Origin of the sequence: Amycolatopsis sp. Poz14, assembly GCF_006704225.1 — a bacterium.
GTDB lineage: Bacteria > Actinomycetota > Actinomycetes > Mycobacteriales > Pseudonocardiaceae > Amycolatopsis > Amycolatopsis nivea.
The window spans coordinates 636,188-661,348 of the sequence record NZ_JACLHD010000001.1; the positions used below are offsets into that span (position 1 = coordinate 636,188).

A 25,161-nucleotide genomic window follows, 5' to 3' on the forward strand; every position below is an offset into this window, starting at 1 on the left:
TCCGGTTAGGCTGACGGCCGTGCCAGGACTGCGCGAGCTCAAACGCCGCCGCACGAGGGAAGCCATCGCCTCGGCGGCCCTGCGCCTGTTCCGCGAATCCGGCTTCGACGGGGTGTCGGTGGCCGACATCGCCGCCGAGGCCGAGATCTCGAAGCCGACGCTGTTCGCGTACTTCCCGACAAAGGAAGACCTGGTCATCCACCAGTTCGTCGACGAAAACGGCCCCGCGGAGATCGTCCGAGCCCGGCCGCCTGAGGTGTCGGCGCTGTCCGCGCTGGAACGGTCTTTCCTGGACCGCCTGGCCGCCCGCGACCCGCTGACCGGCCTGAACGACTCGCCGGACGCGATCACGTGCCACACGCTGCTGTACTCAACGCCTGCGCTGCTGGCGCGGCTTGCCACGTACCTGTTGGAGAAGGAACAGGAACTGGTCGAGGAACTGCGCGCGTCGTGCGGGGTTCCGGACGAGTTCACCGCACGGTTGGTGGCTGCGCAGATCTTCGGGGCGCAGCGGATCTTGGGGTTCCACAACGCCCGGGAGATCCGCGGTGGGCGAAGCGCTGATGAGACTTATCCGGATGCTGTTGCCCGGGCGGAGGCGGCGTATCGGATGTTGCGGGAGGGGCTGGCTTCGGTGCTGTGACTCAGTCCCGGGGGCCGCGCGAAAGGGCCAGACCTCGCAAGGCCTGGCCCACTTCCGCAGCTCGCGCTGGCTCAGTTCTGATCCGGGCTGTCGACCGGCACGCCCTGGTACCCAGTCCCCTGGTCCTGCGCGTTCGGCGGGTCCACCGGAACCCCGTGGTATCCGGTGCCCTGGTCCTGGTCGGCGGGCGGGTCGATCGGCACCCCGTTGTACCCGGTGCCCTGTTCCTGCGGGTCCGGAGCGTTCTCGTCCTTCGGCGGCGTGGTGTGCAGCTTGAAACCGTCCTTCGCGCAGCGGATCTCGTGCGTGCCCTCCGCGCCGGTGTCGGTGAGGCACTGCCAGCCCCGGACAGTCAGCATGTAGTTGGACCCGACGGCCTTGTCGATATTGTCGAAGTATTCGGTGATGACATTGAACGCTTCGACGCAACCAACGGTACCTGCCTTGGTTTCGTCCGCGATCAAATCAACCTTGCGCGGACCGACCGGACCTCCGAGGGTGCTGCAATTAACGTCCTCCACACTGGCCCCGCCACCGCCGCTGCCGCCCTTTTTCACTGGCGTTTCCGGCTGCTGCACCTGGCTTTTCGCCGCGACGTCGACCGGGGCGGATTGGTTGCTCGCCGGGGCTGCCGAATTCTGGCCAGAGCACGCGGAAAGCAGTGCGACCGCACCGAGAGCCGCTCCGACGGTGGCCAATTTGACAGTCTTCCTGAGCATTTCCATTCTCCCCTGACCAGCTCTTGGCTTTCCCTTTGCCTATAGAGACGCACACCGCTGGAGGGGGTTGCGAAGAAATTCCGCGGACTTCCGCGGGAAAGCGCCTCAGCCCCAAAACCGCACTTCGGCGTACCGCGGCGACGGTCCGTCCAGCAGCCGCTGGGGCATCCCACGCAGGTGCTCGTCCAGGAACGCGGTCAAGTACGCCTCGCTGACCCGGATCGCCCGCAGCGGATCGATCTTCAGTCCCGGCACCGGCACCCCGGCCTGCTGGCAGAGCAGCAGCTGATCAGTGAACATGCTGTGTTCCCCGTCGTTAACGGTGATCCACCGCTTCCATCCGGTCATCTCGCGCCACGCCGAATCCCACGACGGATCGACCGTCCCGCCCGGCTCGTGCACCGGCGCTCCGAACTGCAGAAACGGCCGATCCAGCCCGGTCACCGGGAGGTAGTACATGCCGTCCAGCATCGCCCCGGCGCGGATCCGCCGGTCGGCCAGCATCGCCGGCGCCGTGCTGGCTCCGCCGATCGAATGCCCGATCATCGCGATCCGCCGCGCGTCGATCAGCCGCCCGCCGCCCCACACCGGGTTCCGGCCTACGAGCCGATCGAGTACGAACGACACGTCCGCCGCCCGGGTTTGAACAAGTTTCACCCAGTCCTTCGCAACGCATGCCACGCATTCCGTCGTATGCCCGTCCGGGAAGGTGATCGCCGTCGACTCGTAGTTGTGCCCGATCCCCGCCACGACATACCCGCGGCTGGCCAACTCCTCCGCCAATGACGACAACGTCGCGCGCGGCAACGTGAACCCAGGCGACAGCACCACCAACGGCATCCGCCGGAACTGCGGCAGAGCGTCCACAGTGGAATGTGTCCGCACCTTCGTCAGCGCGTCCTCCGGCACTGACTTATCGCCCAGCTCCTTCACCATCAGCTCCGACTCTCGCTGAGTGAGGTACTGCGTGGGCCGCCATCCGGGATATTGCGCCGGATACCACAACGTCACCATCATTTCCCGCCGCTGCGAATGAACCCACGGATCCGCGCGAGAAGTGTCGGTGAAGTGAAAGGCAGTAGTCCCGACCGGGCTGACCCCGCCCGGCCGCGGCAACGCCAATCTCGGTGCCGCCTGCGCTGTCCCCGCCCCGACCACGGCGAGCATCGCCGCGACGATCGCAATTACGCGTAGTCTCATGACTCCAGCTTGGAGCCGCGCGACCCCCGGCAGCATCGGTGATGCCCCCGATAGCGAAGTCATCTTCCAGGACGATGCTCAGCTGACGACGTCCGCCAGCCGGGCGATTTCGTCGACGTCGTCAGTCGTCGGCACGAAGACCAGCTCATCCGCGCCCAACTCGGCGAAATCCGCGATGCATTTCCGAACCATCTCCGGAGACACACACGGCACGACACTGTCCGCGACTTCCTTCGGAGCCAACCGATAGAAGTCCCGGACGTTCGCCAACCCGGCGTCGACGTCTCCCAAAACGAAGTACGCCAACGAAACCAGCCGCGGCTCCCCGGCCCGGCCGCCCTCGCGCCAAGCACGCTTCGCCGCTTCGAACCGAGGAGCGGTCGCCGCGACCGAGCCCGAACCGGCGATATATCCGGTGCCCCACCGCACCATCCGCCGCAACGCCTGCTCGGTGTAGCCGCCGAACAACATCGGCACCTGCCGGGTCCCGCTCGGCACCGCCGCGTTCTTGCCGCCCCAGACTTCCCGGTAAGTCTCCAGGTCCGCATCAAATCGCGCGCCCCTGCCACGTGCGCCGAGCCCAGGAACGGTGAACTCCTCTTCCCGAAGACCCACCCCGACCCCGAACGTCAGCCGATGCCCGGAAACCCCGTCGATGCTCGCGATTTCCTTGGCCAGCAACGCTCCGGGCCACGTCGGCGCGAGCAGCACGCCGCTCAGCAGACCGATCCGCGTCGTCGCCCCGGCCGCGGCGGCCAGCGAAACCGTGTCGCTCACCCCCGGATACGCGTATCTGCCGATCGTCGCCAGCGAGGAAAAGCCCGCTTCCTCCGCCCGCGCCGCCCACCGCGGCACGACCGCGGGGTCGACGTCGCGCACTTGATTCGGAAGCCCGATGCCGATTCGCACCCCGATGATCCTCTCGAACTGTTGCCTGACCCGGCTCTCAATGACAGCATGCTGTCATGTCCGACAAGCTAGCGATACGACAGCATGCTGTCAAGAAGGCCTGCGACGCCTACAACGACCTGATGGACGAGGTCATCCGGCTCTCCGACGTCCTGGAAGCGGTTGGCAACGGCATCGCCCGCCCGACGGGGTTGAGCGTCGCGCGGTACCAGGTGCTGGCCGCGGTCGAGGCGGAAGCCGCCCCGGTCGGAACCATCGCCTCGCAGCTGGGCCACACGAGGCAAAGCGTCCAACGGGTCGCCGACCTGCTCGTCGACGACGGCCTCGCCGGCTATCGTCCGAACCCCGCGCACCAACGCGCCAAACTGCTCGAAGCGACTCCGGCCGGACGCACGGCTTTGCACCGAATGCAAGCGGCGTACGAGGATCTGGCCCTCCGCACGACCGACGGTTTGGACCTGGAACGCCTCGAACTGGCCCGGCAGACGCTCATCGAGCTGCGCCATCGTCTGCGGTCCGAACTGACCTAAGCTGGCGGAGCCGGATGCCACGCCAAGGAGAAACCCTCGATGCGCAAGCGAAAAACGCTGCCGAAGAACTTCAGCGAACTGCTGTCCTCCGCATCGCTCGCAGAACTCCAGGCAGTTTTCCAGCGCACCGAGTTGGCCGCGCGCGGCGGATACGGCAAGGAAACGGCGATCGGCTTTCTCGAGTGTCCCGACGAACTCATCGTCTGGCTAGTCGAGCAAGGCCTCGACGTGGACGCCGCCAACCAGTACGGCGAGACTCCACTGTGGACACGAGCCGCGAGAGGCGCGGCCGCGCAAATCCCACTGCTGCTTTCGCTCGGCGCGGACATCGAACGGCCACGCGCGCACAGCGGTACTCCATTGCACGGTGCGGCCGGCAGGCAAAGACCGGAGACCGTGCGAGTCCTGATCGAGCACGGCGCGAATGTGCATGCCACGATCGACGGCAAACCCGGCCGCACCCCGCTCCTGCACGGCTTGCGGCTCACCGAGAACATCGGGATCGCTGGGATGGCCGAAACTGCCGCGCTGCTCCTCGAAGCCGGCGCTCCCGTACCGGACGAGGCGCGAGAGCTGGTCCGCCGGATCGGGGCCAAATTCGAGTTCCACCGCCCGAATTTCAGCCACGATCTCCTCGACGCGACCGACGCCGGACTGCACGAGCTGTACCGGTTGTTCGACGTGAAACCGGTCCCGCCGCGGCTGATCCACGACGGAACCTCCCCGATCGCGGTGCCCGACGGACCCTGGCAGAAGCAGCATGACCACCTGTGGGAGCTGCTCGTACCGCCCTCCGGCGCGGCGAAAACCGTGCAGGGAGAAGCAATCCGCCTCTCCGGCAAAGTTGCGCACGAGATTCTCGACAACGGCAGCATCAACTGGGACCGCTCGTTCCGCGCGATGGCCGACGCGCTCCCTGCCTGCTTCGCGTCGGGCACCCCGCTGCCCGAACTTCAGGAAGCGCAGACCCTCGCCAAGCGCATCCGCTCCGGCAACGGAGCCGACGCCGAACTGGCCCGGCTGTCCGAACTCGCCGTCTCGTGGGTTCGGCTCAACCCGACCCCGTTGCCGATGACCTCGCCGGACTACCACCGTTAACCGGACAGCACCGCGCCCAACTGGTTGGCCAGCCATCGTTCGAAGGCCGCCGATGTCCATCCGCAGCGCCGGACGAGCCGGTCGTACACCTCGGGCGCGGTGAGCGTCCAGACGGCGTCGACTGCCTCGTCGAATCTCTGCGACGGCAGGTGTCCGCGTTCCGCGAGACCGCGCAAGCTATTCGTGTTGCCCTTTCTGCGTTCGGAGTCGATGGTCGCCACGAAGTCCTCGAGCACCTTGTCGCCGCCGGGACCGTGTTCGACCAGCACCCCGAGCAGCGGCCCGACCCGGTCGGAGATGGCGCGCACCCAAGCGGCGTACGCGGCCGCGTAGGACGGCACGTCGGTCGCGTCGGCCACCCGGCGGAACTCGGGACGTTCGCTCATCGGCGTCTGATCCTCGTCGCCGGCGAGCATCACGTCATAGACCGCCTTGATGACCTCGGCTTTGCCGCCGACGGAGTTGTACACCGTCTGGGGGCTGACCCCCGCCGCCTCGGCGAGGCCAGTGATCGTCATGCCCGCATAGCCACCACCGCCGAGGAGCAGCCCGCGCGCCGTCCGCACGATGTGCGCGCGGGTGGCCTGGGCCTTCTCCTCGCGCTGCGGGGCGCTGTATTGCCTTGCCACAGCCCTCCCAATCCGCTAGATTCTGATTCCACTGGATTTGGGTTCCAGTCAAGTTCGAAGAGGAGCTTAGCCGTGACCAACCCCGCACGCACCGCCGCCCTTGCCGTGTTCGACGCGATCAACACCGGAGAGCTGTCCGTCCTCGACGACCTGGTCACCCCGGACTTCGTCGACCACGGGTCCCCGTTCCCGCTGCCGCCCGGACCCGCGGGCTACCGGCAGATCCTTACCTTCGTGCACCACGTGCTGAACATCAGGTACGCGATCGACGACATCTTCGGCACTGACGACCGCGTCGTCGTCCGCGCGACCGCCACCGGAACCGGAGTGGACGCGGTGCACGGCGCTGGTGCCGCAGGCAAGCCGTACCAGATGACCACGGTGCACATTTACCGCACCGAAGGCACTTTGCTCGCCGAACACTGGGGCGTCCGGGACGAACTCGGCGCCCGCATCCAGCTCGGCACGCTGCCCGCGCCCGACTTCGCTCCGCAAGACGCCTGAATCAGGCTGTCTCTTTCGCGGACAGTTCAAGCGAAAGACTGCGCACCATCCGATACCGCCGGAACCCGCCGCCGCGTACGCCCGGGAATTCCTGCACCTTCTGCCATTCGTCGGACACCCCGACCGTCCCCCGGCCGGACCGCGCCAACGCGTCACGATGCGACTGTTCGTCGGTCCACTCCGCGTAGTTGAGCACTCGCGTCCCGTCGGTGCTGACATGGAAGTGCCCGGACAGCCCGCCCGGCGCGGGTTTCTCCTCACTGGCCAACGCGCCGAACACGGTGTCCACCCACCGCCGCTGGCGCTGCGCGTCCGCACCGTCGAACTCAACGCTCACCACGACAATGCACCCCGGAACGGTCGCGTTGTCCCGATTTCCGCTGCGATACAACCGATATTCCACCGGATCACTCCCGGAAACCCGTTGCACCAGACCGGGATCAGCTGCTCCCTCGGCCCACTGGGTATAGACCAGCTTGCCCTCGCCCTCGGTACTGGCCAAGGTATTGAACGAAATCAGCCCGACCGGCCATGGTTCTTTCTCCAGCCGGGCAAGCACCTCCGCCGCCTCGACGGTCGTTTCGGCAACCAGCACAGCGTCGACGTCCGTGCGCACAAAGTCAGGGCGCGCAACGCGATTGACAGTCATGAGGGTCCTTCCAAGATCGATGACGACTCTTGAAGGATCGAACTTCAAGGGAAGTTGAAGTCAAGACATCAACCACGACTCTCGTTACTCTGACGGCTACGAGGGCAGGGGCTCTTGATAGTTTCCAAGCACGCCATGATGGTGGGCTGTCTCGGGGTATCGGCACTGTTGGCAGCCGGATGCAGCACCTTAGTCGCGGGCTAAGCCCGCGGCGACCTGCAGATCTACGAGATCTACAAAGCCGAGGACTGGGGACTTTCGTTCACCAACGACACGGTTTCCGGCCGGGTCGAGGAACAATCCTCCGTACAGCCGTCCCAGCTGAGCGCCGATCCCGGCGAGCACGGCAAGGGACCTTGGCAGTGGAGCGGTTGCTTCCGCACGAACCACGGCAACTGCCACCCGCGTCGCCGGTCCGGGCGGTCAGCCCAAGGAAGCCACCTCGAACAGGAAGGTGGGCGACGGCGAGATCAGCTGAATTCCGATGCCCCGGGTCACGAGGATCTGTCGTTCAAAGTGGGCCGCCGCGTGGTCACGAACTCGACTTTCCGCAGCGAGGACTACCAGGAGCCGACGCTCAACCAGGTGTTCGGCGAGGCTATTTTCAAGATCATCGACCGGTTGAAGCAGAGCCCCTGACGCACAAATCCCCGTCCAGCTTCGGCCGAACGGGGAGTGCGGGTGGACCTGAGGGGAATCGAACCCCTGACCCCCGCCTTGCAAAGGCGGTGCTCTACCAATTGAGCTACAGGCCCGGTGCGGACCGAGGTCCGCTAAGTACTACGTCAGTTGCGCGACGCGTCCGCGGCCTTGGCCGGCGCGCTGCCGTTCGCCGACGGGGCGGCAGGCGTGGTGGCTTCCCGCCACAGGTCAGCCTCGGCCTTGGCCGCCTTGTTGCGCTTGACGACGAACAGGACGCCGCCCGCGACGACCGCGAGTGCCAACAGCTTCTTCACCTGAAGCCCCCTTCTGAGTGCTTGCGCTACCCCACGATGCTACCGGACCCGCCGCGCGTCCCGTCCAGCGGTTCCGTCTCGCTCGTTCCACGTGGAACACCGGGGAATATCCGGAGTGAGCGGTCCGTTGAAACAGACGGTCCCAGCGGCCACGCACAACTCAGCCCTGCCGGTCCTTCTCTTCCCGGCAGGGCTGACTCGTCTCCGCGAGCCGCGCGCGGGTGCCGGCGAGGCCCGATTCGACCAGGTCAGGACGGTCGTTCTCCAGCCCGTACGTCACCTCGTACCACGGTCCCAGCCGGTTCCACGCCCCAGCGCGCCGGCGCAGTTCCGGCGTGACCTCGTACTCCGCGGAGAACCCCGCGACGCACTCCGCCGAGGTCCCGTGCAGCAGCCACGCCAGGTCCCGCGCGGGGTCGCCGACAGACACGTCGGTCCAGTCGATCACCCCGCTCACCAGGCCGTCCTGCTTCAGCACATGCTCCGGTCCCAGGTCGGCATGGATGACCGTGTTTGCTGGATAACCCCGGACTTCCGCCAGCAGCGCCCACCCGCGATCAGCGAGCGGACCGAGCAACGGCGGGACCGCGTCCAGCGCCAGTACTTCCGTCGCGGCACCGAGTTCACGCGCCTTGGCGACGTCCGCACTGTGCAACGCGCGGAGGAACCGGCCGAGCACCCGACCGTCGTCAGCGGTCAGTTCACCCGGCTCGCCCGGCACCAGTTCATGCCGGATCACCAACGGGTTTTCCCGCCACACCAACGGAATCGGCACCGTCAACGGCAACTGCGGAGCCAGCCAGGGCAAGACCCGCGTCTCGCGCAGCAGCCACGCGCGCACCTCGTCCCGTTTGGGCCGTCGCTCGACCCACCGTCCGTCGACGAGCGTCGCGACGCTGTCCCAGCCCTCGCCCAGTTCCTCGCCGCTCACCGCGGAAGCCCAGCCGCGAACGCGATCCCCGAAACCTGATCAAGGCCAAGGGAAAGCGTGCCGAGCAGTTCCGCGATCCGTTGCTGCTGCGCGACAGTCGGCCGAACATACATCGGCAGCTCCAGCCGATCCCGGAACGCTCCGGACTCCAGGTCGACGATCACCGCCTCCCAACCGCCGAGACTGCGATGCAGCCACCATCCCCGACGCTGAATCACGACATCCGCGGAATCCTTCAGCACCCCCAAATCCGCCAACGACCACAACTGCGGACTACCGCTCAGCACGTCTCCCGCCAGCCGGGCCACCCGTGAGTCCTCCCCGGTCATCTCCCGCAGCAGCCAAGGCACGTCCGCTGCGACAACTTTGCCGCGCAGCAACGACAACCCGGTCTTCTTCAACGCCAAATCCGCGCTCTGCGCGAGCTCGACAACCTCCACCCGGTCAAACTCAGCCCCGGTTTCCGCGAGCTCGGCGTACGCACGAGCCCGCACCGTCGGCTTGGCAGCAGAACGTGCGACCGCGGCATAAACCTCGCCCGCATCCCGGCCCATTTCCTGCCAGCGCAACCGCGCCCACAACCGCACCAGCACCGACCGGTCAAGCAGAAGTTGTTCCACCGCAACGGGATCGAGCTGCGCCGCGGTCAGCTTCACCAACCCCAGCACCCGGCTTTCCGCGGACCGGCCGCGAAGCAACGTCTCGGCGATAACCTCCGGCGTCGCCGTCTCGGCAATCACCTGGATCAACTTCCGACGAACGACCTGGTCCCGTTCCCGAGGCAGCAACCGGACCGCGTCCGCGGAGCCGAGCAATCCAGTCTCGAAACTGTGCCGGAACGCGGTCCGCCGTACGTCGACGTCCGCAGAAATTCGCAAGCACGCCCACACCGACGCCTCGCCATGCGCGTCGACCAGCGCCTGCAGATAGCGCGCCTGCACCTGCGAACCCCGACCGCGCTGCGAAATCCGCTGCACAACCGGCACGATCCGCTCCGCTTGCGCCAACGTCGTACGCCGCAGCACTTCTTCCTCGGCCAGCTCGCGGACGACCTCGACGTGATCGGCAACCCGGATCGCCAATGCCCGGTCGCTCAACGCACCAGCCAACCCGCACAACACGCGAACGGCCTGCTCCCGAAGACGACCGTCGGGATGCATCGAAGCCAGCGCCGCGACAACCAGTGAGGCGTTCTTCAGCTTCCAACTGCGCGCCCGTCCCAGCAGCGGCACCGGATAGCGGGCCTGGCGGGCGTAGTGGTCGATCCGCAGCAGCTCGCGCGCGGTCGCCGACGCGAGCCATGCCTCGGTTTCGGCCAGACCAGACTGATCACGGCCGAGGCTCAGCTGCGCACGGATCTGCGCGGGAGTCTGCATGCCGCTGATTCTGGCGAGAACCCCGCCGCGCAGTCATCCGAAATACCAGAAAGGCCGGTCCGCGACTGCGAACCGGCCTTCCGGAAATGTGGGCCCAGGAGGACTTGAACCTCCGACCTCTTCGTTATCAGCGAAGCGCTCTAACCGCCTGAGCTATGGGCCCGTCGAACGAGGAGAACTCTACCGGACTCCCCATCCGCCCTTGCAACCGGGTTACTCTCGCTCCGAGAGCGTGACCTCCAGGCCGCCCGCGAGGTCCGCCGACACGTTGTAGATGAACGCGCTCACCGTGGCCAGCGCGGACACCAGCACGATGTTGATCGCCCCGAGGATGGCCGCGATGCCGAACACGCGACCGGCGCTGATCAGCGGTTCCGCGGAGGCGTTCGCGCCCTCGCCGCCGACCAGGGACGAGTACGTGCCGTTCAGCTTGTCCCACACGCCCATGCCGTCGAGCACCGTGTAGAGCACGCCGACCGCGACCAGCCAGACGAAGAACATCGCGACGCCGAGCACCAGTGCCAGCTTCAGCACCGACCACGGGTCGAACCGCTTGATCTGCAGGCTCGCCCGCCGCGGGCCCCGGCCGGGGCGGCGCAGCGCGCTCGGCGTCGGCCGGGTGCGGCCCGCGGCCGGCACGTCCGCCGCCGGCGGTGGCGCCTCGCCTCCGAAGAGCCGGGGCGCCGCCGAGCCGGTCACCGGGTAGTCGTTCTCGGGCGCGGCCGGTTCGGGAGCCGCGGTGGGCACGTCCTCGGTCGCGATCCGCGCCGTGGCCATGGCCTCGGAGTCGCCGCCGCCGTCCTTGGCGGTGCGCTGCCAGGGCGGGTTGGCCGACGCGTCGTCGGCCTTGTCGGATGGTGCCACGTTGAGTCAGTCCTTACCCGTGCGTGGGGCGCCGATCACTGCTCCGGCGCCGTGCCGTCTTCTGCTGTGGGCTCCTCTGGCGTAGCCTCCGCCGCGTCCTCCGAAACCGTCTCGGAGGCCGAGTCTTCCGGAGTCCCCGAAATCTCGGGGACTTCCTCGGCGGAGTCCTCGCCACCATTGGCGACGTCCGAACCCTCGTCCGCGTTGCGTGCGACCGCGAGAAGAGTGGTTCCGTCACCCAGGTTCATCAGCCGAACGCCCTTGGTCTGCCTGCCCGCCTTGCGCACGTCCCGCGCCGGCGTGCGGATGACCCCGCCGCTGGACGTGATGGCGAACAGCTCGTCGTCCTCGTCGACGATGAGTGCCCCCACCAGCCTGCCACGTTTGCTGTCGTGCTGAATGGTGAGCACGCCCTTGCCGCCGCGGCCCTGTACCGGATAGTCCTCGATCGGCGTCCGCTTCGCATACGCGCCGTCCGTGGCGACCAGCAGGAACTTGTCCGGTTTGACCACGCTGATGCCGAGCAGCTCGTCACCCTCGTTGAACCGCATGCCCAGCACGCCCGAGGTCGGCCGTCCCATCGGGCGCAGCGCCTCGTCGGTGGCGTGGAAGCGGATCGACTGGCCGCCCGCCGACACCAGCAGCAGGTCATCCTCGGCCGCCGCGAGCACCGCACCCATCAGCTCGTCGCCCTCGCGCAGGTTGATCGCGATGAGCCCGCCCGCGCGGTTGGAGTCGAAGTCGGTGAGCTTCGTCTTCTTCACCAGGCCGCGCTGCGTGGCGAGCACCAGGTACGGCGCGACCTCGTAGTTCGGGATCTCGATGACCTGGGCGATCTGCTCGTCCGGCTGGAACGCGAGCAGGTTCGCCACGTGCTGGCCGCGCGCGTTGCGGTTGGCCTCGGGCAGGTCGTAGGCCTTCGCCCGGTACACCCGGCCCTTGTTCGTGAAGAACAGGATCCAGTCGTGCGTGGAGCACACGAAGAAGTGCTGGACGATGTCGTCCTGCTTCAGCGTCGCGCCCTGCACGCCCTTGCCGCCGCGCTTCTGCGACCGGTACAGATCGGTTTTCGTCCGCTTGGCGTAGCCCGTGCGGGTGATGGTGACGACGACGTCTTCCTGCGCGATCAGGTCCTCGACCGACACGTCGCCGTCGAACGGGATGATCTGCGTGCGCCGGTCGTCGCCGTACTTGTCGACGATCTCCATCAGCTCGTCGCGGATGATCGACCGCTGCCGCTCCGGCTTCGCGAGGATGTCCTTGAGGTCGGCGATCTCCAGCTCGATCTCGGCCAGGGTGTCGATGATCCGCTGCCGCTCCAGCGCGGCCAGCCTGCGCAGCTGCATGTCCAGGATCGCGGTCGCCTGGATCTCGTCGATCTCGAGCAGCGACATCAGGCCCGGCCGGGCCTCGTCGGCCGAGGGCGACCGCCGGATCAGGGCGATCACCTCGTCCAGCATGTCGAGCGCCTTGACCAGACCGCGCAGGATGTGGGCCCGTTCCTCGGCCTTGCGCAGCCGGTACCGGGTCCGCCGCACGATCACGTCGACCTGGTGCTTCACGTAGTGCCGGATGATCTGGTCGAGCCGCAGCGTGCGCGGCACGTCGTCGACCAGCGCCAGCATGTTCACGCCGAAGTTCTGCTGCAGCTGAGTGTGCTTGAACAGGTTGTTCAGCACGACCTTCGCCACCGCGTCGCGCTTGATCGTGATGACGATCCGCATGCCGGAACGGCTGTTCGACTCGTCCGCGATGTCCGCGATGCCGGTGATCTTGCCGTCGCGCACCAGGTGGGCGATGTTCTCCACCAGGTTGTCCGGGTTGACCTGGTAGGGCAGCTCGGACACGACCAGGATGGTGCGGCCCTTCGCGTCCTCCTCGACCTCGACGACCGCGCGCATCCGGATCGAACCGCGACCGGTGCGGTAGGCGTCCTCGATCCCGGAGGTGCCGAGGATCATCGCCTTGGTCGGGAAGTCCGGGCCCTTGATCCGCACGAGCAGCGCGGCCAGCAGTTCGTCGTCGGTCGCTTCCGGGTTCTCCAGCGCCCACACGACGCCTTCGGACACCTCGCGCAGGTTGTGCGGCGGGATGTTCGTCGCCATCCCGACCGCGATCCCGGAACCGCCGTTGACCAGCAGGTTCGGGAACCGCGACGGCAAAACGTCGGGCTCCTGGGTGCGCCCGTCGTAGTTGTCGCGGAAATCGACGGTGTCCTCTTCGATGTCCGCGAGCATCTGCATCGCGAGCGGCGCGAGCCGGGACTCGGTGTACCGCATCGCGGCCGCGGGGTCGTTGCCCGACGAGCCGAAGTTGCCCTGGCCGTCGATCAAGGGGTAGCGCAGCGACCACGGCTGGGCGAGCCGCACGAGCGCGTCGTAGATCGCCGAGTCGCCGTGCGGGTGGTAGTTGCCCATGACGTCGCCGACGACGCGGGAGCACTTGTTGTACCCGCGGTCCGGGCGGAACCCGGAGTCGAACATCGAGTACAGGATCCGGCGCGCCACCGGCTTGAGGCCGTCGCGCACGTCCGGCAGCGCCCGCGACACGATGACGCTCATCGCGTAGTCGATGTAGGAGCGCTGCATCTCCTGCTGGATGTCGACCGGCTCGATCCGGTCGTGTTCCGGCGGCAAGGTTTCCGTCATGGGGTCCTTCTTGTGAGCAGTCCTGGGAAGCGGGTGAGAAGGGGACGCCTACACGTCCAGGAAGCGCACGTCCTTGGCGTTGCGCGTGATGAACGAACGGCGGGCTTCCACGTCCTCGCCCATCAGCACGGAGAACAGTTCGTCGGCCTGTGCGGCGTCGTCGAGGGTGACCTGCCCGAGCAGCCGGTTCGCCGGGTCCATCGTGGTCTCCCACAGCTCCTCGGCGTTCATCTCGCCGAGACCCTTGTACCGCTGGATCGCGTCGTCCTTCGGAAGACGGCGGCCCGCCTCGACGCCGGCCTGGATGACCGCGTCGCGTTCCTTGTCCGAGTACGCGTACTCCGGCTCCGACCGCGGCCACTTGATCTTGTACAGCGGCGGCCGCGACAGGAACACGTGGCCGTGCTCGATCAGCGGCGTCATGAACCGGAACAGCAGGGTGAGCAGCAGCGTGGTGATGTGCTGGCCGTCGACGTCGGCGTCGGCCATCAGCACGATCTTGTGGTACCGCAGCTTCGAGATGTCGAAATCGTCGTGGATGCCGGTGCCGAGCGCGGTGATCAGCGACTGGACCTCGGTGTTCTTGAGGACGCGGTCGATGCGGGCCTTCTCGACGTTGATGATCTTGCCCCGGATCGGCAGGATCGCCTGGTACATCGAGTCGCGGCCTTCCTTGGCCGAACCGCCGGCCGAGTCGCCCTCCACGATGTACAGCTCGCACTCGCCGGGGTCGTTCGAACGGCAGTCCTTGAGCTTGCCGGGAAGACCGCCGATCTCCAGCGCGCCCTTGCGCCGCACCAGGTCGCGCGCCTTGCGGGCGGCGAGCCGGGCCTGCGCCGACGAGATCGACTTGTTGATGATCGTCTTGGCTTCGCTCGGGTTGCGCTCGAACCAGTCGCCGAGCCATTCGTTCGACTGCTGCTGCACGAACGTCTTGGCTTCGCTGTTGCCCAGCTTGGTCTTGGTCTGGCCCTCGAACTGCGGTTCGGACAGCTTGATCGACACGATCGCGGCGAGCCCCTCGCGCACGTCGTCGCCGGTCAGGTTCGCGTCCTTCTCCTTGAGCAGCTTCTTGTCGCGCGCGTACGCGTTGACCACGCGGGTGAGCGCGGCGCGGAAGCCCTCTTCGTGCGTGCCGCCCTCGTGCGTGTTGATCGTGTTGGCGAAGGTGTACACCGACGGCGTGAACCCGGTGTTCCACTGCATCGCGACCTCGACCTCGAGGCCGGCGCCCTTGGCGTCGAAGGAGATGACGCTCTCGTGGATCGGGTCCTTGCTGCCGTTGATGTGCTTGACGAAGTCCTCGAGCCCGCCCGGGTAGCAGTAGACGACTTCCTTGACCCTGGCCTGCTTGCCCGCGGCGTCCTCTTCGGTCTCCTCGTCGGCGACGCGCTCGTCGCGCAGCGACAGGGTGAGGCCCTTGTTGAGGAACGCCATCTCCTGCAGGCGGCGCGAGATGGTCTCGAAGTTGTAGGTGGTGGTCTCGAAGATGCTGCCGTCGGCCCAGAAGGTGATGGTGGTGCCGGTGTCGCTGGCCGGGCCGAGGTCCTCGAGCGGACCGGGGACCTGGTTGGTGTACTCCTGGCGCCAGCTGCGGCCGTTCACCTTGATCTCGGCGAGCAGCTTCGTCGACAGCGCGTTCACCACGGAGACGCCGACGCCGTGCAGACCGCCGGACACCGCGTAGGAGTCGCTGTCGAACTTGCCGCCCGCGTGCAGGATGGTCAGCACGACCTCGAGGGTCGGCTTCTTCTCCTTGGGGTGCATGTCGACCGGGATGCCGCGGCCGTCGTCGACGACGCGCACCCCGCCGTCCGCGAGCAGGGTAACCTCGACCTTGGTGGCGTACCCCGCCATCGCCTCGTCCACGGAGTTGTCCACCACCTCCTGGACCAGGTGGTGGAGGCCGCGCTCACCGGTGGAACCGATGTACATGCCGGGGCGCTTGCGAACTGCTTCGAGGCCTTCGAGCACGGTGATGGACGACGCGTTGTACTCGCTCTTGTTCTCGGTCACCGGCGTTGTTTCTCCTCGTCTCGCCCGAGCGGACGCCCGCTACTACAACAGTGTACTTGCCCGCACGCGCTCACATGCGGCTAGGACACCCCTCAGCCGGTCGCAGAGGGACGAAATCACCCTCAGTTGAGTCATCTCGTATCCGAAGCTGCGCGGCCCGGTCCTCGGGGAACTCATCCGCCGGAGCGCAACCCCCGTCAGCCGTACGTGTCACGCGGCCCGCGACCAGGCACGTGCCGGGGCCCTTTCCGCCAGCTCGGAGCGGTCGGACCCTGGATCCGCATCCGCTTGACCACGCCGTTCCCGACGCCCGCGGCGATCTTCGCCAGCAATTTGCCCTGCAGCAACCGCAACTGCGTCGCCCACGCGGTGGAACTCGCGCGGACGGTCAGCTCGCCGTCTTTCAGCGCGACCGGCTGGGCGTGTTCGGCGACGTCCTCGCCCACGAGCCGGGCCCACTGCCCGAACACGCGCGCGTTCGTCATCGTGTCCTGCCAGCCGCTGTCGGAGATCAGCCGCGAGACGAGCCTGCCGAGCGGCTGCGGGTCGCGCGGATCCGCGCCGGGCCCGGACCAGCGCCGCCGTGCCCGGTTCTGCCCGCCGCCCCCGTTGATCCGGCCGCGCCGGAGGTTCGGCGGGGCTCCGCGTTCGCGGGCTTTCGCCTTCGCCGCTTCGAGCGCGGCGTGCGCGAGGTCGCGGCCGCTCGGTTTGTCCCCAGCGGCCGTCTCGTTCGGCCCAGTGGAACTGTCACGCTCAGTCGCGCCACGCGCGGGATTTCCGGAAGTGTCGCCCGCTGCCGGGGTGTCAAGACCGCCATCCGGCCGGTTCGTCACTCGCGGCGATAACGCGGCTCCGGGTTTATCCACACTGTCCACAGGTTTGTCCCCAGATCGGTGGGCAACCCGCGTGACCCCGGTCACCCCGCGTGGTCGTCGTGGCTGTTCAGGCACGGTTCACCTCCCCGTCGGCCACCGTGAACCTCGCACCGGCGAGCTCCTCGGGCACGTCCTCGGCCACCGCCGCGGTGATGAGCACCTGCTCGGCGCTCGCGGAGACCTCGGCCAGCCGCGCCCGGCGCTTGCGGTCGAGTTCGGCAAACACATCGTCCAGCAACAAGACCGGTTCGCCCGCTTCGGCGCGCAGAAGTTCGTAACTTCCGAGCCGCAACGCGAGCGCGAACGACCACGACTCGCCGTGGCTCGCGTACCCCTTCGCCGGCGCTTCGCCGAGAATCAGCTCCAGTTCGTCCCGATGCGGGCCGACCAGGCTGATCCCTCGCTCCAATTCCTGCCGCCGCGTGTCCGCCAGCGCCTTCAGCAACAACTCGCGCAGTACCTCTGCCTCGGCACGCTCTCCGCCAGGCACTCCGTACGACGGCGGAAGCGCTTCGCCGAGCGAGGACTTGTACGCGATCTTCGCCGGGCGAGAGTCGGGCGCGACCCCCATGTAGGCGTCGGCCGTGTACGGCGCGAGGTCAGCGATGAGGTTCAACCGTGCCGCCAGCAGCTGCGCGCCTGCCACCGAAAGATGGTCGTCCCAGACGTCGAGCGTCGACAGTGCGTACGGGTCTTCGCGACCAGTACGGCGTTTGCCCGCGGTCTTGAGAAGCGCGTTGCGCTGCTTAAGCACCTTCTCGTAGTCCGCGCGCACGCCTGCGTACCGAGGCGCGCGAAGCACGAGCAGTTCGTCCATGAACCGACGGCGTTCGCTCGGATCGCCGCGCACCAGCGAGAGGTCCTCCGGAGAGAACAGCACCGTACGCAGAATGCCGAGCACGTCGCGCGGCTTGCCGACCGCGCCGCGGTTCACCCGCGCACGGTTGGCGCGGCCGGGCGTGATCTCGAGTTCGACCGTCAGCTCGCGGTCTTCGTTGACGACCGCGACCCGGACGAGCGCGCGCTCACAGCCGTGCCGGACGAGCGGGGCGTCCGTGGCGACCCGGTGCGAACCGAGGGTCGCCACGTAGCCGATCGCTTCGAGCAGGTTCGTCTTCCCCCGGCCGTTCTGGCCGACGAGCACGACCGGCCCCGGTTCGAGGGCGAGGTCGGCCAGCGGCCAGGACCGGAAGTCGGTGACCTGGAGATGTCGCAGATACACGGGCGGGGACCGCGGGAGCTAGCTCCCGGCCTTCTTCACAGCGTGGCCGCCGAACTGGTTGCGCAGCGCGGCGACGGCACGCATCGCGGCGGAGTCCTTCTGCCGGGAGGAGAACCGGGCGAACAGCGCGGCCGACAGCACCGGGGCGGGCACCGCGTTGTTGACCGCTTCCTCCAGCGTCCAGCGGCCTTCGCCGGAGTCTTCGACGTAGCCTTCGAGGTCGTCCAGCTCCGGGTCCTCGTCCAGCGCGCGCACCAGCAGGTCGAGCAGCCAGGAGCGGACCACGGTGCCGCGCTGCCAGCCCTTGATCACGGCGGGCACGTCGTCGACCGTCTTCGCGGCTTCGAGCAGCTCGAAGCCCTCGGCGTAGGCCTGCATGATGCCGTACTCGATGCCGTTGTGGATCATCTTCGCGTAGTGCCCGGCGCCGACCGAGCCGGCGTGCGAGAAGCCTTCCTCGCGCGGGCCCTCCGGACGGAGCGCGTCGAAGATCGGCATCGCGCGCTGGACGTCCGACGCCGCGCCGCCGACCATCAGGCCGTAGCCGTTGTCCTTGCCCCACACGCCGCCGGAGACGCCGCAGTCGAGGTAGCCGACACCGTGCGCGGCGAGCAGATCAGCGTTCAGCTTGTCGTCGGTGAACTTCGAGTTCCCGCCGTCGATCACCAGGTCGCCCTCGGACAGCAGCTGCCCGAGTTCGGTCACGGTCTGCCGGGTCGGCTCGCCTGCCGGGACCATGATCCACACGATCCGGGGACCGGACAGCTTGGACACCAGGTCTTCGAGCGAGGTCGAGTCGCTGACGTCCTGGTTGCGGTCGTAGCCGACCACCTCGTGCCCGGCGGCACGCAGCCGCTCGCGCATGTTGAAGCCCATCTTGCCCAGGCCGACGAGACCCAGCTGAACCATGAGATCCCCTTTGGATTGGATCGGTTTTCCTCGGTTGGACGCGCGCCGCTCAGCCCGGCAGCCGGACCGGCATGAGCAGGTAGAGATACCCGGGGACGACGTTGCCCTCGGCGTCGGCTGGCTTGATCAGCGCCGGGCGGTTGGGCGTGGTGAACGTCAGCTCGGCCCGGTCGCTGTGCAGCGCGCCGAGGCCGTCGACGAGGTAGCCGGGGTTGAACGCGATGGTGACCGGCTCGCCCTCGTAGTCGACCTGGAGTTCTTCCTCGGCGCTGCCCTCGTCGTCGCCGCCCGCGGACAGCCGCAGGGAGCCGTCGCCGAATTCGAGCCGCACCTGGGTGCCGCGCTCGGCGACCAGCGACACGCGCTTGATCGACTCGGTGAGCGCGCTGACCTCGATGACCGCGCGCGAGGTGTGGTTCGCGGGCAGCAGCTGGCGGTACGGCGGGAACTCGGCGTCGAGCAGCCGGGTGGTCGTGTAGCGGCCGGCCCCGGACAGGCCGAGCAGGCCGTCGCCGGAAGCGAGCGCGAGCTGCACGGTGGTGCCCGCGCCGCCGAGCGTCTTGGCCGCCTCGGCGAGCGTGCGCGCCGGGACGAGCACCGCGGCGTCGGACAGGCCCTCGGCGGGCTTCCAGGTGAACTCGCGCATGGCGAGCCGGAACCGGTCGGTGGCGACGAGGGTGAGCGTCTCGCCGGAGATCTCCAGCCGCATGCCGGTGAGCATGGGGAGCGTGTCGTCCTTGCCCGCCGCGGTGGCGACCTGGGTGACCGCCTGGCCGAAGACGTCGCCGGTGAGCTCGCCCGCGTGCGCGGGCTGGGACGGCAGCTGCGGGTAGTCCTCGACCGGCATGGTCGGGAGGCTGAACCGGGCGCTGCCGCACGTGATGGTGGCGCGGGCGCCGTCGACGGAGATCTCCACCGGCTGCGCGGGGAGCGCCTTGGTGATGTCGGCGAGGAGGCGGCCGGAGACGAGCAGCCGTCCGCCGTCGGCGATGGTCGCGGGAACGCCGACCGTGGCCGAGACCTCGTAGTCGAAGCCGGAGACCGTGAGCGCGTCGGACTCCCCGTCCGCGCCCGCGTCGAGGAGAACACCGCCCAGCACCGGCACCGGAGGCCGGGAGGGGAGGCTTCTGGCCACCCACGCGACGGCGTCGGCGAGCCCGTCGCGCTCGACGCGGATCTTCATGCGCGCTTCCTTTCGACAGCCGAGCCCCTCGGCTCGTGAAGGGGTCGCCGGGCGCCAGTCGTGAGCACCGCGCGCGACCGGGTCCCCGCCGGTCCGGTCCGCCCCGCGCGGGAACGGACCAGCTGCAGACATCCACGTTAGGCCGTCGCCGGGGGTGCCGTCACCTCGGCCTCCCCTTCACTTTGTCGACAAGACGACACGAATCTCGGCTTGTCCCCAGTTTCGTCCTCCGCCTGTTTTTGTTCTGTTCTTTCTTAGAAGAGATGAAAAACCAGTAGCAGTAATAGGGGCTGTGGATTGTGTGGACAGCGCTCGTTCGCGCTGGTCGTGGCGTGCGTCGGCCTGTGGGCAGCCCTGGTGGCGGATCGGTGGATGGTTCGGGCGATCCGTGGATGGTTTCGAGCCGTCCCGGATTCATCCACAGTTGTCCCCAGTTATCCCCACAGTTGTCCCCAGGTTGGGACCGAGTTGTACCCAGGCTCTGGGGGCAGCCGAAGCGGCCGGGATCGCCCTGGTGAGTGACGACCCACAGTTGTGGATGACCTGTGGGCAACCTGGGGAATCCGCGTGGACAACCCTGGGGACAACCTGTGGATCCGGTGTGAACGGGATGTGGATCAAATCCGGGTCGCCGCAGGTCTGGGATTCGTTGGCACTGTGGGCAAACTGCACACACCCTGGGGAAAACCCCTTGTGTATCAATGAGTTTGGGAAATTCTCTGTACACAGGCTGTGGACGTCTGTGGATGCGTACGCGTGCTTCGCTCCGCTGCTTATCCGTACGCACGCTTCGGCTGCGTACGCGCGAGAAGCCAGTCATGGCAGCAAAAAGGGCACCACGGGTGGTCCGTGGTGCCCTTATCGTCGAAACCAGACTGTCTACAAGCGAGTGTCCAAACGCGGCAGTCGGCTACTGCCGAGCGCGCTGCTTGATGCGGGAGGTGAGCTCCTGCACCTGGTCGTAAATCCGCCGGCGCTCGGCCATCTCCTTGCGGATCTTCTTGTCCGCGTGCATGACGGTCGTGTGGTCGCGGCCGCCGAACGTCTGGCCGATCTTCGGCAGCGACATCTCGGTCAGCTCGCGGCAGAGGTACATCGCGATCTGGCGGGCCGTGGCGAGCGCCTTCGTCTTGCCGGGCCCGCACAGCTCGTCGAGCGTCACGTCGAAGAACTCGGCGGTGACGCCCATGATGGTCGGCGCGGTGATCTCCGGCGTGTGCGAATCCGGGATCAGGTCGCGCAGCACGATCTCGGCGAGCCCGACTTCCACCGGCTGCTGGTTCAGCGACGCGAACGCGGTGACGCGGATCAGCGCGCCCTCCAGTTCGCGGATGTTCGCCTCGACCCGCGACGCGATGAACTCCAGCACCTCGCCGGGCACCGCGAGCCGGTCCTGCGCCGCCTTCTTGCGCAGGATCGCGATCCGGGTCTCCAGCTCAGGCGGCTGGATGTCGGTGATCAGGCCCCATTCGAACCGCGTCCGCAGCCGGTCCTCCAGGGTCTCCAGCCGCTTGGGCGGCCGGTCGGAGCTGACCACGATCTGCTTGTTCTGGTTGTGCAGCGTGTTGAAGGTGTGGAAGAACTCCTCCTGGGTGCCTTCCTTGCCCTCCAGGAACTGGATGTCGTCCACCAGCAGGATGTCGACGTCGCGGTAGCGGCGCTGAAAAGCGACCTTGCGGTCGTCGCGCAGCGAGTTGATGAAGTCGTTCGTGAACTCTTCGGTCGAGACGTAGCGCACGCGCATGCCGGGGAACAGCCGCTGGGCGTAGTGCCCGACCGCGTGCAGCAGGTGCGTCTTGCCGAGCCCGGACTCGCCCCAGATGAACAGCGGGTTGTACGCGCGGGCGGGCGCCTCGGCGACGGCGACCGCGGCGGCGTGCGCGAAGCGGTTGGACGCGCCGATGACGAAGGTGTCGAAGTTGTACTTCTCGTTCAGCTTCGTCTTCGACGTCTGCGGCTGCGCGGGAGCGGTGTAGGGCTGGCCCGCGATCGGCTGCCCGGCGAACCGGGGCCAGATCTCATTCGCGGTCGCCAGCGCTTCGCCCTCTTCGTCGACTTCTTCGTCTGGGTCCTCGAGGTCGTCGAGGACCGGGTGCAGCGGCTGCTGAGGAGGCGGTGGCGGCGGCGGGTCGACCCGGGCCGGCGGAAGCCCGGCCGCTTCGACCTGAGGCCGGCGCGGCGGCGGCTTCGGCTTCGGGCGCTCCGGGCGCACGTGTTCGGCCTGGCCGTTCTCCAGGTGCGGGCTCGCCTGCGGCACCGGCTCCGGCCGCGGGACATCGTTTTCCACCCGGGCGGGTGACGCCGCATAGCGGGGGGCGGGCGCGACCGGTTCGGTGCTGTCGACCTTCACCGCGAGCGACACCGGACGGCCGAGCCGCCGCGACAGTGCTTCGGTGATCGAGGTGCGCAGCGCGCGTTCGATGGCTTCCTTCGCGAAATCGCTCGGCGCGGCGAGCAGCGCGGTGCCGTCGAGGAGACCGATCGGGCGGGTCACCCGCATCCAGGCTCGTTGCTGCGGGGAGAGGGTGCCGTCGGACAGCTCCCGCACCACCTGCTCCCAGATGACGCCCAGATTGTGCTGGTGCTCCGACACCGGTCTGACTCCCCTCCCCTCGTCGGCGCGCACGCCTGCGACCCGCCCCGAGCACGTCCTGGAAGCTCGCCTCGAGCACGCGGTCCGGACTCACCCGCGCGACGGCACAGCGATATCCACAAAGTTGTCCACAGCTGTGCACTAATGTACGGCCGTCCGCAGCCACGCGACCTGCGGGCTCGGCGTACTCCCCGGGCGCCTCCACACCCCCCGGCGTCGGCGAGGCCGAATCAGTCCTGCCCGGAGGCCGAGAGAGGCACGCTAACAAGCCCTGCTCGATGCCACAAGACGTGGTGCTGCGCAAGCATTTCACGGTGTACGGCGTGTTGCCATTCGGTGCCGCGCCGTGCCGGAAGGCAGTCTCGCCGGTCGGTCGCCGAGGGCGCCGGAGGGGCGCCTGCAGCGTTCACGACCGGGGTGCGTACCCTCGTAAGGTCTCCCGTATGCGACGGGTGCGTTTCGCGTGCCTACGTATGTCGTCGCTCGTCGTGACGAGGCCACCCGGTGGTAGGAGACAGCACGAACTTCCGTGCGACCCGCACGACACGCCGGGCGCCGGGGAATCCGCCGTCGCCCGACGGCCGAGACACAGGAGAAGCAGTGAGCAAGGGCAAGCGCACCTTCCAGCCGAACAACCGTCGTCGCGCGAAGACCCACGGTTTCCGCCTGCGCATGCGGACCCGTGCGGGCCGCGCGATCCTCGCGGCGCGCCGTCGCAAGGGCCGCGCCGAGCTGTCCGCCTGATCCGGCTCAGCCGGACCGCGTCGTGCTGCCCGCTGGCGCACGTCTGCGGCGGAGCGAGGACTTCCGGGTCGTCCTCCGCCGGGGGTCCCGAGCCGGCAGGCGCCGCCTCGTCGTCCACGCGTTGACCACGGACCCGTCCGTGGCCGCTTCGTTCGCGGCCAGGGCGGGTTTTGTGGTGAGCAAGGCCGTCGGGAACTCGGTGGTGCGCCACCGGGTGACCCGGCGGTTGCGGCACCTGGTTTCCGCGCGTCTCGGAACACTGCCCGCGGGCAGCTCGTTGGTGGTACGGGCATTGCCTCCGGCCGCGTCCGCGTCGAGCGCTGAGCTCGCCGCGGATCTCGACGCCGCACTGCGCCGGCTCGGCCTCGCGCCGTCCGGCCGCCCGGCCGGGGCCGATGCTCTCCGGCAGCCGCGCCAGCAGGGCACGGCACCCGACCACGGATCAGCGGTGTAAACGGCTATGGACGCCACCTCCGAACACAGCACCACCGAAGTACCCGAGGACGAGTCGCCGCCCCGGCCTGGACCGGTCGCGTGGGTGCTGCTCCTCCCCGTGCGGTTCTACCGCAAGGCGATTTCGCCCTTTCTTCCTCCGGCCTGCCGGTTCTACCCGAGCTGCAGCGCGTACGCAGTCGAAGCACTGACCCGCCACGGCGCGGCCAAGGGCTCCTACCTCGCGCTGCGCCGGCTGCTTCGCTGCGGCCCGTGGACCCCGCCCGGCCGCGACCCGGTGCCCGAGAAGTTCTCGTGGCGGCACCGCACGCCTGAAACACCGATCGAGGAGTAGCTCAGTGCTCGATTTCATCTACTACCCCGTGTCCTTCATCTTGTGGTGTTGGCACAAGGTCTTCGGGTTCGTCTTCGGGGAAGCGACCGCGATCTCGTGGATCCTCGGCATCATCTTCCTGACGTTCACCGTCCGCGGCATCATGTTCAAGCCGTTCGTGAACCAGGTCCGGTCGATGAAGAAGATGCAAGACTTCGCGCCGGAAATGAAGAAGATCCAGAAGAAGTACGCGAACGACCGGCAGCGCCAGGCGCAGGAGATGCAGAAGCTCCAGCGCGAGCACGGCGTCAACCCGCTCGGCAGCTGCCTTCCGATGATCCTTCAGATCCCGGTCTTCATCGGCCTGAACCACGTGCTGCGCGCGTTCACCATGAAGCCCGCCGACGGCAGCCCGAAGACCGAGAACTACTTCTTCAACGCCCATGACGTGAACTCCTACGTCAGCGCGAAGCTCTTCGGCGTCAACCTGGGCGAGGCGGTCAACAACGGTGTCGGCGCCGTCGCCGGGCACGTCGCGAACGGCGGGTGGCACTGGGAGGTCCTCCCGGTCGCGCTGCCGCTGATGATCATCGCCTCGATCGCCACGCACCTCACCGCGCGCCACTCGGTCTCCCGGCAGAACGCGTCGGCCGCGGGCACCGCGCAGACCGCGATCATGAACAAGCTCACCATGTACGTCTTCCCGCTCGGTGTGCTCGTCTTCGGTGCGTTCTTCCCGCTCGGCCTGCTCTTCTACTGGCTGGCGAACAACGGCTGGACGCTCATGCAGCAGCGCCTCGTCTACACGAAGATCGACAAGGAAGAGGAAGCCCGCAAGGCCGAGGCGGCCGAGAAGCGCGCGTCGCTCGGCCCGAAGCCGGGCCAGAAGCCGACCGCGCCGAAGGTCGGGCAGAAGCCGGTGCAGCAGAAGAAGAACCAGCAGCAGGGTCAGCAGGGCAAGGTGACCAAGGCGGGTTCGGCGCACGGCTTCGCACAGACCTCGTCCTCCAGCGGCAAGTCCGGCGGTGTCGCTTCCTCGCCGAAGAAGGCAGCCGAGACAGCCGAGGCGGCGGAGAGCGTGCCGGAGCAGACGTCGACCCAGAACGGATCGAAGGAGAACGGCACCGGAGTGCCCGGGCTCCTCAAGGACTCGAACAGGAAGTCGGGCCGGAAGCGTCGCTGACGCTTCGGGTTCGG

Annotated in this window: 24 protein-coding genes and 2 tRNA genes; 8 read left to right on the forward strand and 18 right to left on the reverse strand. The window is 67.9% G+C overall.

What is annotated here, in order from left to right; all coding sequences use genetic code 11:
• The first annotated feature begins 19 nt into the window (after nt 1-19).
• Nucleotides 20-643 (forward strand): TetR/AcrR family transcriptional regulator, encoded by a 624-nt coding sequence (locus FKO37_RS03265; RefSeq protein WP_134728039.1) that lies wholly within the window; start codon nt 20-22, stop codon nt 641-643.
• Nucleotides 644-714: 71 nt separating this feature from the next.
• Here the strand turns inward: FKO37_RS03265 and FKO37_RS03270 are convergent, their stop codons facing one another.
• From FKO37_RS03270 to FKO37_RS03280, 3 genes are all read right to left on the reverse strand, one after another.
• Nucleotides 715-1,362 (reverse strand): hypothetical protein, encoded by a 648-nt coding sequence (locus FKO37_RS03270; protein ID WP_238603696.1) that lies wholly within the window; start codon nt 1,360-1,362, stop codon nt 715-717.
• Between the two features lie 105 nt (nt 1,363-1,467).
• Entirely contained in the window at nt 1,468-2,562 is a 1,095-nt protein-coding gene (locus tag FKO37_RS03275; RefSeq protein ID WP_238603697.1) for an alpha/beta hydrolase, read from the reverse strand.
• A gap of 78 nt (nt 2,563-2,640) precedes the next feature.
• On the reverse strand, nt 2,641-3,471 hold the full coding sequence (locus tag FKO37_RS03280) for an LLM class flavin-dependent oxidoreductase (protein ID WP_238603698.1): 831 nt from the start codon (nt 3,469-3,471) through the stop codon (nt 2,641-2,643).
• 56 nt (nt 3,472-3,527) lie between these two features.
• Here FKO37_RS03280 and FKO37_RS03285 point away from each other — a divergent pair, with 56 nt between their 5' ends.
• Together FKO37_RS03285 and FKO37_RS03290 are read left to right on the forward strand one after the other, a co-directional pair.
• Nucleotides 3,528-4,001, forward strand: a complete 474-nt coding sequence (locus tag FKO37_RS03285; protein WP_238603699.1) for a MarR family winged helix-turn-helix transcriptional regulator — start codon at nt 3,528-3,530, stop codon at nt 3,999-4,001.
• Nucleotides 4,002-4,040: 39 nt separating this feature from the next.
• Nucleotides 4,041-5,099: an ankyrin repeat domain-containing protein gene (locus tag FKO37_RS03290; protein WP_238603700.1), complete on the forward strand. Its 1,059-nt coding sequence runs from the start codon at nt 4,041-4,043 to the stop codon at nt 5,097-5,099.
• Here FKO37_RS03290 and FKO37_RS03295 read toward each other — a convergent pair.
• Nucleotides 5,096-5,728 carry a TetR/AcrR family transcriptional regulator gene (locus FKO37_RS03295; protein WP_134664669.1) on the reverse strand — a complete coding sequence of 211 codons (633 nt, stop codon included), beginning with the start codon at nt 5,726-5,728 and terminating at the stop codon, nt 5,096-5,098. The two genes, FKO37_RS03290 and FKO37_RS03295, sit on opposite strands and share 4 nt — an antisense overlap.
• A gap of 72 nt (nt 5,729-5,800) precedes the next feature.
• On the opposite strand from FKO37_RS03295, the gene FKO37_RS03300 reads away from it, so the two are divergent.
• Complete coding sequence (locus tag FKO37_RS03300) at nt 5,801-6,232, forward strand: ester cyclase (RefSeq protein WP_238603701.1); 432 nt, start codon at nt 5,801-5,803, stop codon at nt 6,230-6,232.
• 1 nt (nt 6,233) lies between these two features.
• Here the strand turns inward: FKO37_RS03300 and FKO37_RS03305 are convergent, their stop codons facing one another.
• From FKO37_RS03305 to dnaA, 14 genes are all read right to left on the reverse strand, one after another.
• Entirely contained in the window at nt 6,234-6,929 is a 696-nt protein-coding gene (locus tag FKO37_RS03305) for an antibiotic biosynthesis monooxygenase (protein WP_238603702.1), read from the reverse strand.
• A gap of 634 nt (nt 6,930-7,563) precedes the next feature.
• A tRNA-Ala gene (locus FKO37_RS03310) sits at nt 7,564-7,636 on the reverse strand.
• Nucleotides 7,637-7,666: 30 nt separating this feature from the next.
• On the reverse strand, nt 7,667-7,837 hold the full coding sequence (locus FKO37_RS03315; RefSeq protein WP_020663676.1) for a DLW-39 family protein: 171 nt from the start codon (nt 7,835-7,837) through the stop codon (nt 7,667-7,669).
• 160 nt (nt 7,838-7,997) lie between these two features.
• Entirely contained in the window at nt 7,998-8,768 is a 771-nt protein-coding gene (locus FKO37_RS03320) for a phosphotransferase (RefSeq protein ID WP_037809156.1), read from the reverse strand.
• Nucleotides 8,765-10,144, reverse strand: coding sequence for a hypothetical protein (locus tag FKO37_RS03325; RefSeq protein ID WP_238603703.1), 1,380 nt, complete (start codon nt 10,142-10,144; stop codon nt 8,765-8,767). The genes FKO37_RS03320 and FKO37_RS03325 overlap by 4 nt, the downstream gene beginning before the upstream one ends.
• A gap of 89 nt (nt 10,145-10,233) precedes the next feature.
• Nucleotides 10,234-10,307 (reverse strand) — tRNA-Ile (locus FKO37_RS03330).
• 50 nt (nt 10,308-10,357) lie between these two features.
• The gene (locus tag FKO37_RS03335) at nt 10,358-11,008 is read right to left on the reverse strand and encodes a DUF3566 domain-containing protein (protein ID WP_037809154.1); all 651 of its coding nucleotides are present in this window, start codon (nt 11,006-11,008) and stop codon (nt 10,358-10,360) included.
• A gap of 35 nt (nt 11,009-11,043) precedes the next feature.
• The gene (gyrA, locus tag FKO37_RS03340; protein ID WP_238603704.1) at nt 11,044-13,656 is read right to left on the reverse strand and encodes a DNA gyrase subunit A; all 2,613 of its coding nucleotides are present in this window, start codon (nt 13,654-13,656) and stop codon (nt 11,044-11,046) included.
• Nucleotides 13,657-13,704: 48 nt separating this feature from the next.
• Complete coding sequence (gyrB, locus tag FKO37_RS03345; RefSeq protein WP_037809150.1) at nt 13,705-15,672, reverse strand: DNA topoisomerase (ATP-hydrolyzing) subunit B; 1,968 nt, start codon at nt 15,670-15,672, stop codon at nt 13,705-13,707.
• A 197-nt stretch (nt 15,673-15,869) separates the two neighbouring features.
• On the reverse strand, nt 15,870-16,505 hold the full coding sequence (locus FKO37_RS03350; protein WP_037809148.1) for a DciA family protein: 636 nt from the start codon (nt 16,503-16,505) through the stop codon (nt 15,870-15,872).
• Between the two features lie 109 nt (nt 16,506-16,614).
• The gene (recF, locus tag FKO37_RS03355) at nt 16,615-17,769 is read right to left on the reverse strand and encodes a DNA replication/repair protein RecF (RefSeq protein WP_037809147.1); all 1,155 of its coding nucleotides are present in this window, start codon (nt 17,767-17,769) and stop codon (nt 16,615-16,617) included.
• Nucleotides 17,770-17,787: 18 nt separating this feature from the next.
• Entirely contained in the window at nt 17,788-18,678 is an 891-nt protein-coding gene (gene gnd, locus FKO37_RS03360; protein ID WP_134664677.1) for a phosphogluconate dehydrogenase (NAD(+)-dependent, decarboxylating), read from the reverse strand.
• Between the two features lie 49 nt (nt 18,679-18,727).
• Nucleotides 18,728-19,861, reverse strand: a complete 1,134-nt coding sequence (dnaN, locus tag FKO37_RS03365; protein ID WP_037809143.1) for a DNA polymerase III subunit beta — start codon at nt 19,859-19,861, stop codon at nt 18,728-18,730.
• 910 nt (nt 19,862-20,771) lie between these two features.
• Complete coding sequence (dnaA, locus tag FKO37_RS03370; protein ID WP_238603705.1) at nt 20,772-22,454, reverse strand: chromosomal replication initiator protein DnaA; 1,683 nt, start codon at nt 22,452-22,454, stop codon at nt 20,772-20,774.
• Nucleotides 22,455-23,054: 600 nt separating this feature from the next.
• Here dnaA and rpmH point away from each other — a divergent pair.
• The 4 genes from rpmH to yidC are packed head-to-tail and all read left to right on the forward strand — an operon-like array spanning nt 23,055 to nt 25,147.
• Nucleotides 23,055-23,198: a 50S ribosomal protein L34 gene (gene rpmH, locus FKO37_RS03375; protein ID WP_037363527.1), complete on the forward strand. Its 144-nt coding sequence runs from the start codon at nt 23,055-23,057 to the stop codon at nt 23,196-23,198.
• 22 nt (nt 23,199-23,220) lie between these two features.
• Nucleotides 23,221-23,652 carry a ribonuclease P protein component gene (gene rnpA, locus FKO37_RS03380; protein ID WP_238603706.1) on the forward strand — a complete coding sequence of 144 codons (432 nt, stop codon included), beginning with the start codon at nt 23,221-23,223 and terminating at the stop codon, nt 23,650-23,652.
• 6 nt (nt 23,653-23,658) lie between these two features.
• On the forward strand, nt 23,659-23,985 hold the full coding sequence (gene yidD / locus FKO37_RS03385; protein ID WP_037809137.1) for a membrane protein insertion efficiency factor YidD: 327 nt from the start codon (nt 23,659-23,661) through the stop codon (nt 23,983-23,985).
• Between the two features lie 4 nt (nt 23,986-23,989).
• The gene (gene yidC / locus FKO37_RS03390; protein ID WP_238603707.1) at nt 23,990-25,147 is read left to right on the forward strand and encodes a membrane protein insertase YidC; all 1,158 of its coding nucleotides are present in this window, start codon (nt 23,990-23,992) and stop codon (nt 25,145-25,147) included.
• Nucleotides 25,148-25,161: the final 14 nt, after the last annotated feature.

Bases quoted from the DNA above. Each gene is read 5' to 3' on its own strand.
- FKO37_RS03325 (WP_238603703.1), bottom strand. From the start codon at position 10,144: ATGCAGACTCCCGCGCAGATCCGTGCGCAGCTGAGCCTCGGCCGTGAT.
- yidD (WP_037809137.1), top strand. From the start codon at position 23,659: ATGGACGCCACCTCCGAACACAGCACCACCGAAGTACCCGAGGACGAG.
- FKO37_RS03275 (WP_238603697.1), bottom strand. From the start codon at position 2,562: ATGAGACTACGCGTAATTGCGATCGTCGCGGCGATGCTCGCCGTGGTC.
- gyrA (WP_238603704.1), bottom strand. From the start codon at position 13,656: ATGACGGAAACCTTGCCGCCGGAACACGACCGGATCGAGCCGGTCGAC.
- gnd (WP_134664677.1), bottom strand. From the start codon at position 18,678: ATGGTTCAGCTGGGTCTCGTCGGCCTGGGCAAGATGGGCTTCAACATG.
- FKO37_RS03270 (WP_238603696.1), bottom strand. From the start codon at position 1,362: ATGCTCAGGAAGACTGTCAAATTGGCCACCGTCGGAGCGGCTCTCGGT.
- dnaN (WP_037809143.1), bottom strand. From the start codon at position 19,861: ATGAAGATCCGCGTCGAGCGCGACGGGCTCGCCGACGCCGTCGCGTGG.
- FKO37_RS03285 (WP_238603699.1), top strand. From the start codon at position 3,528: ATGTCCGACAAGCTAGCGATACGACAGCATGCTGTCAAGAAGGCCTGC.
- FKO37_RS03290 (WP_238603700.1), top strand. From the start codon at position 4,041: ATGCGCAAGCGAAAAACGCTGCCGAAGAACTTCAGCGAACTGCTGTCC.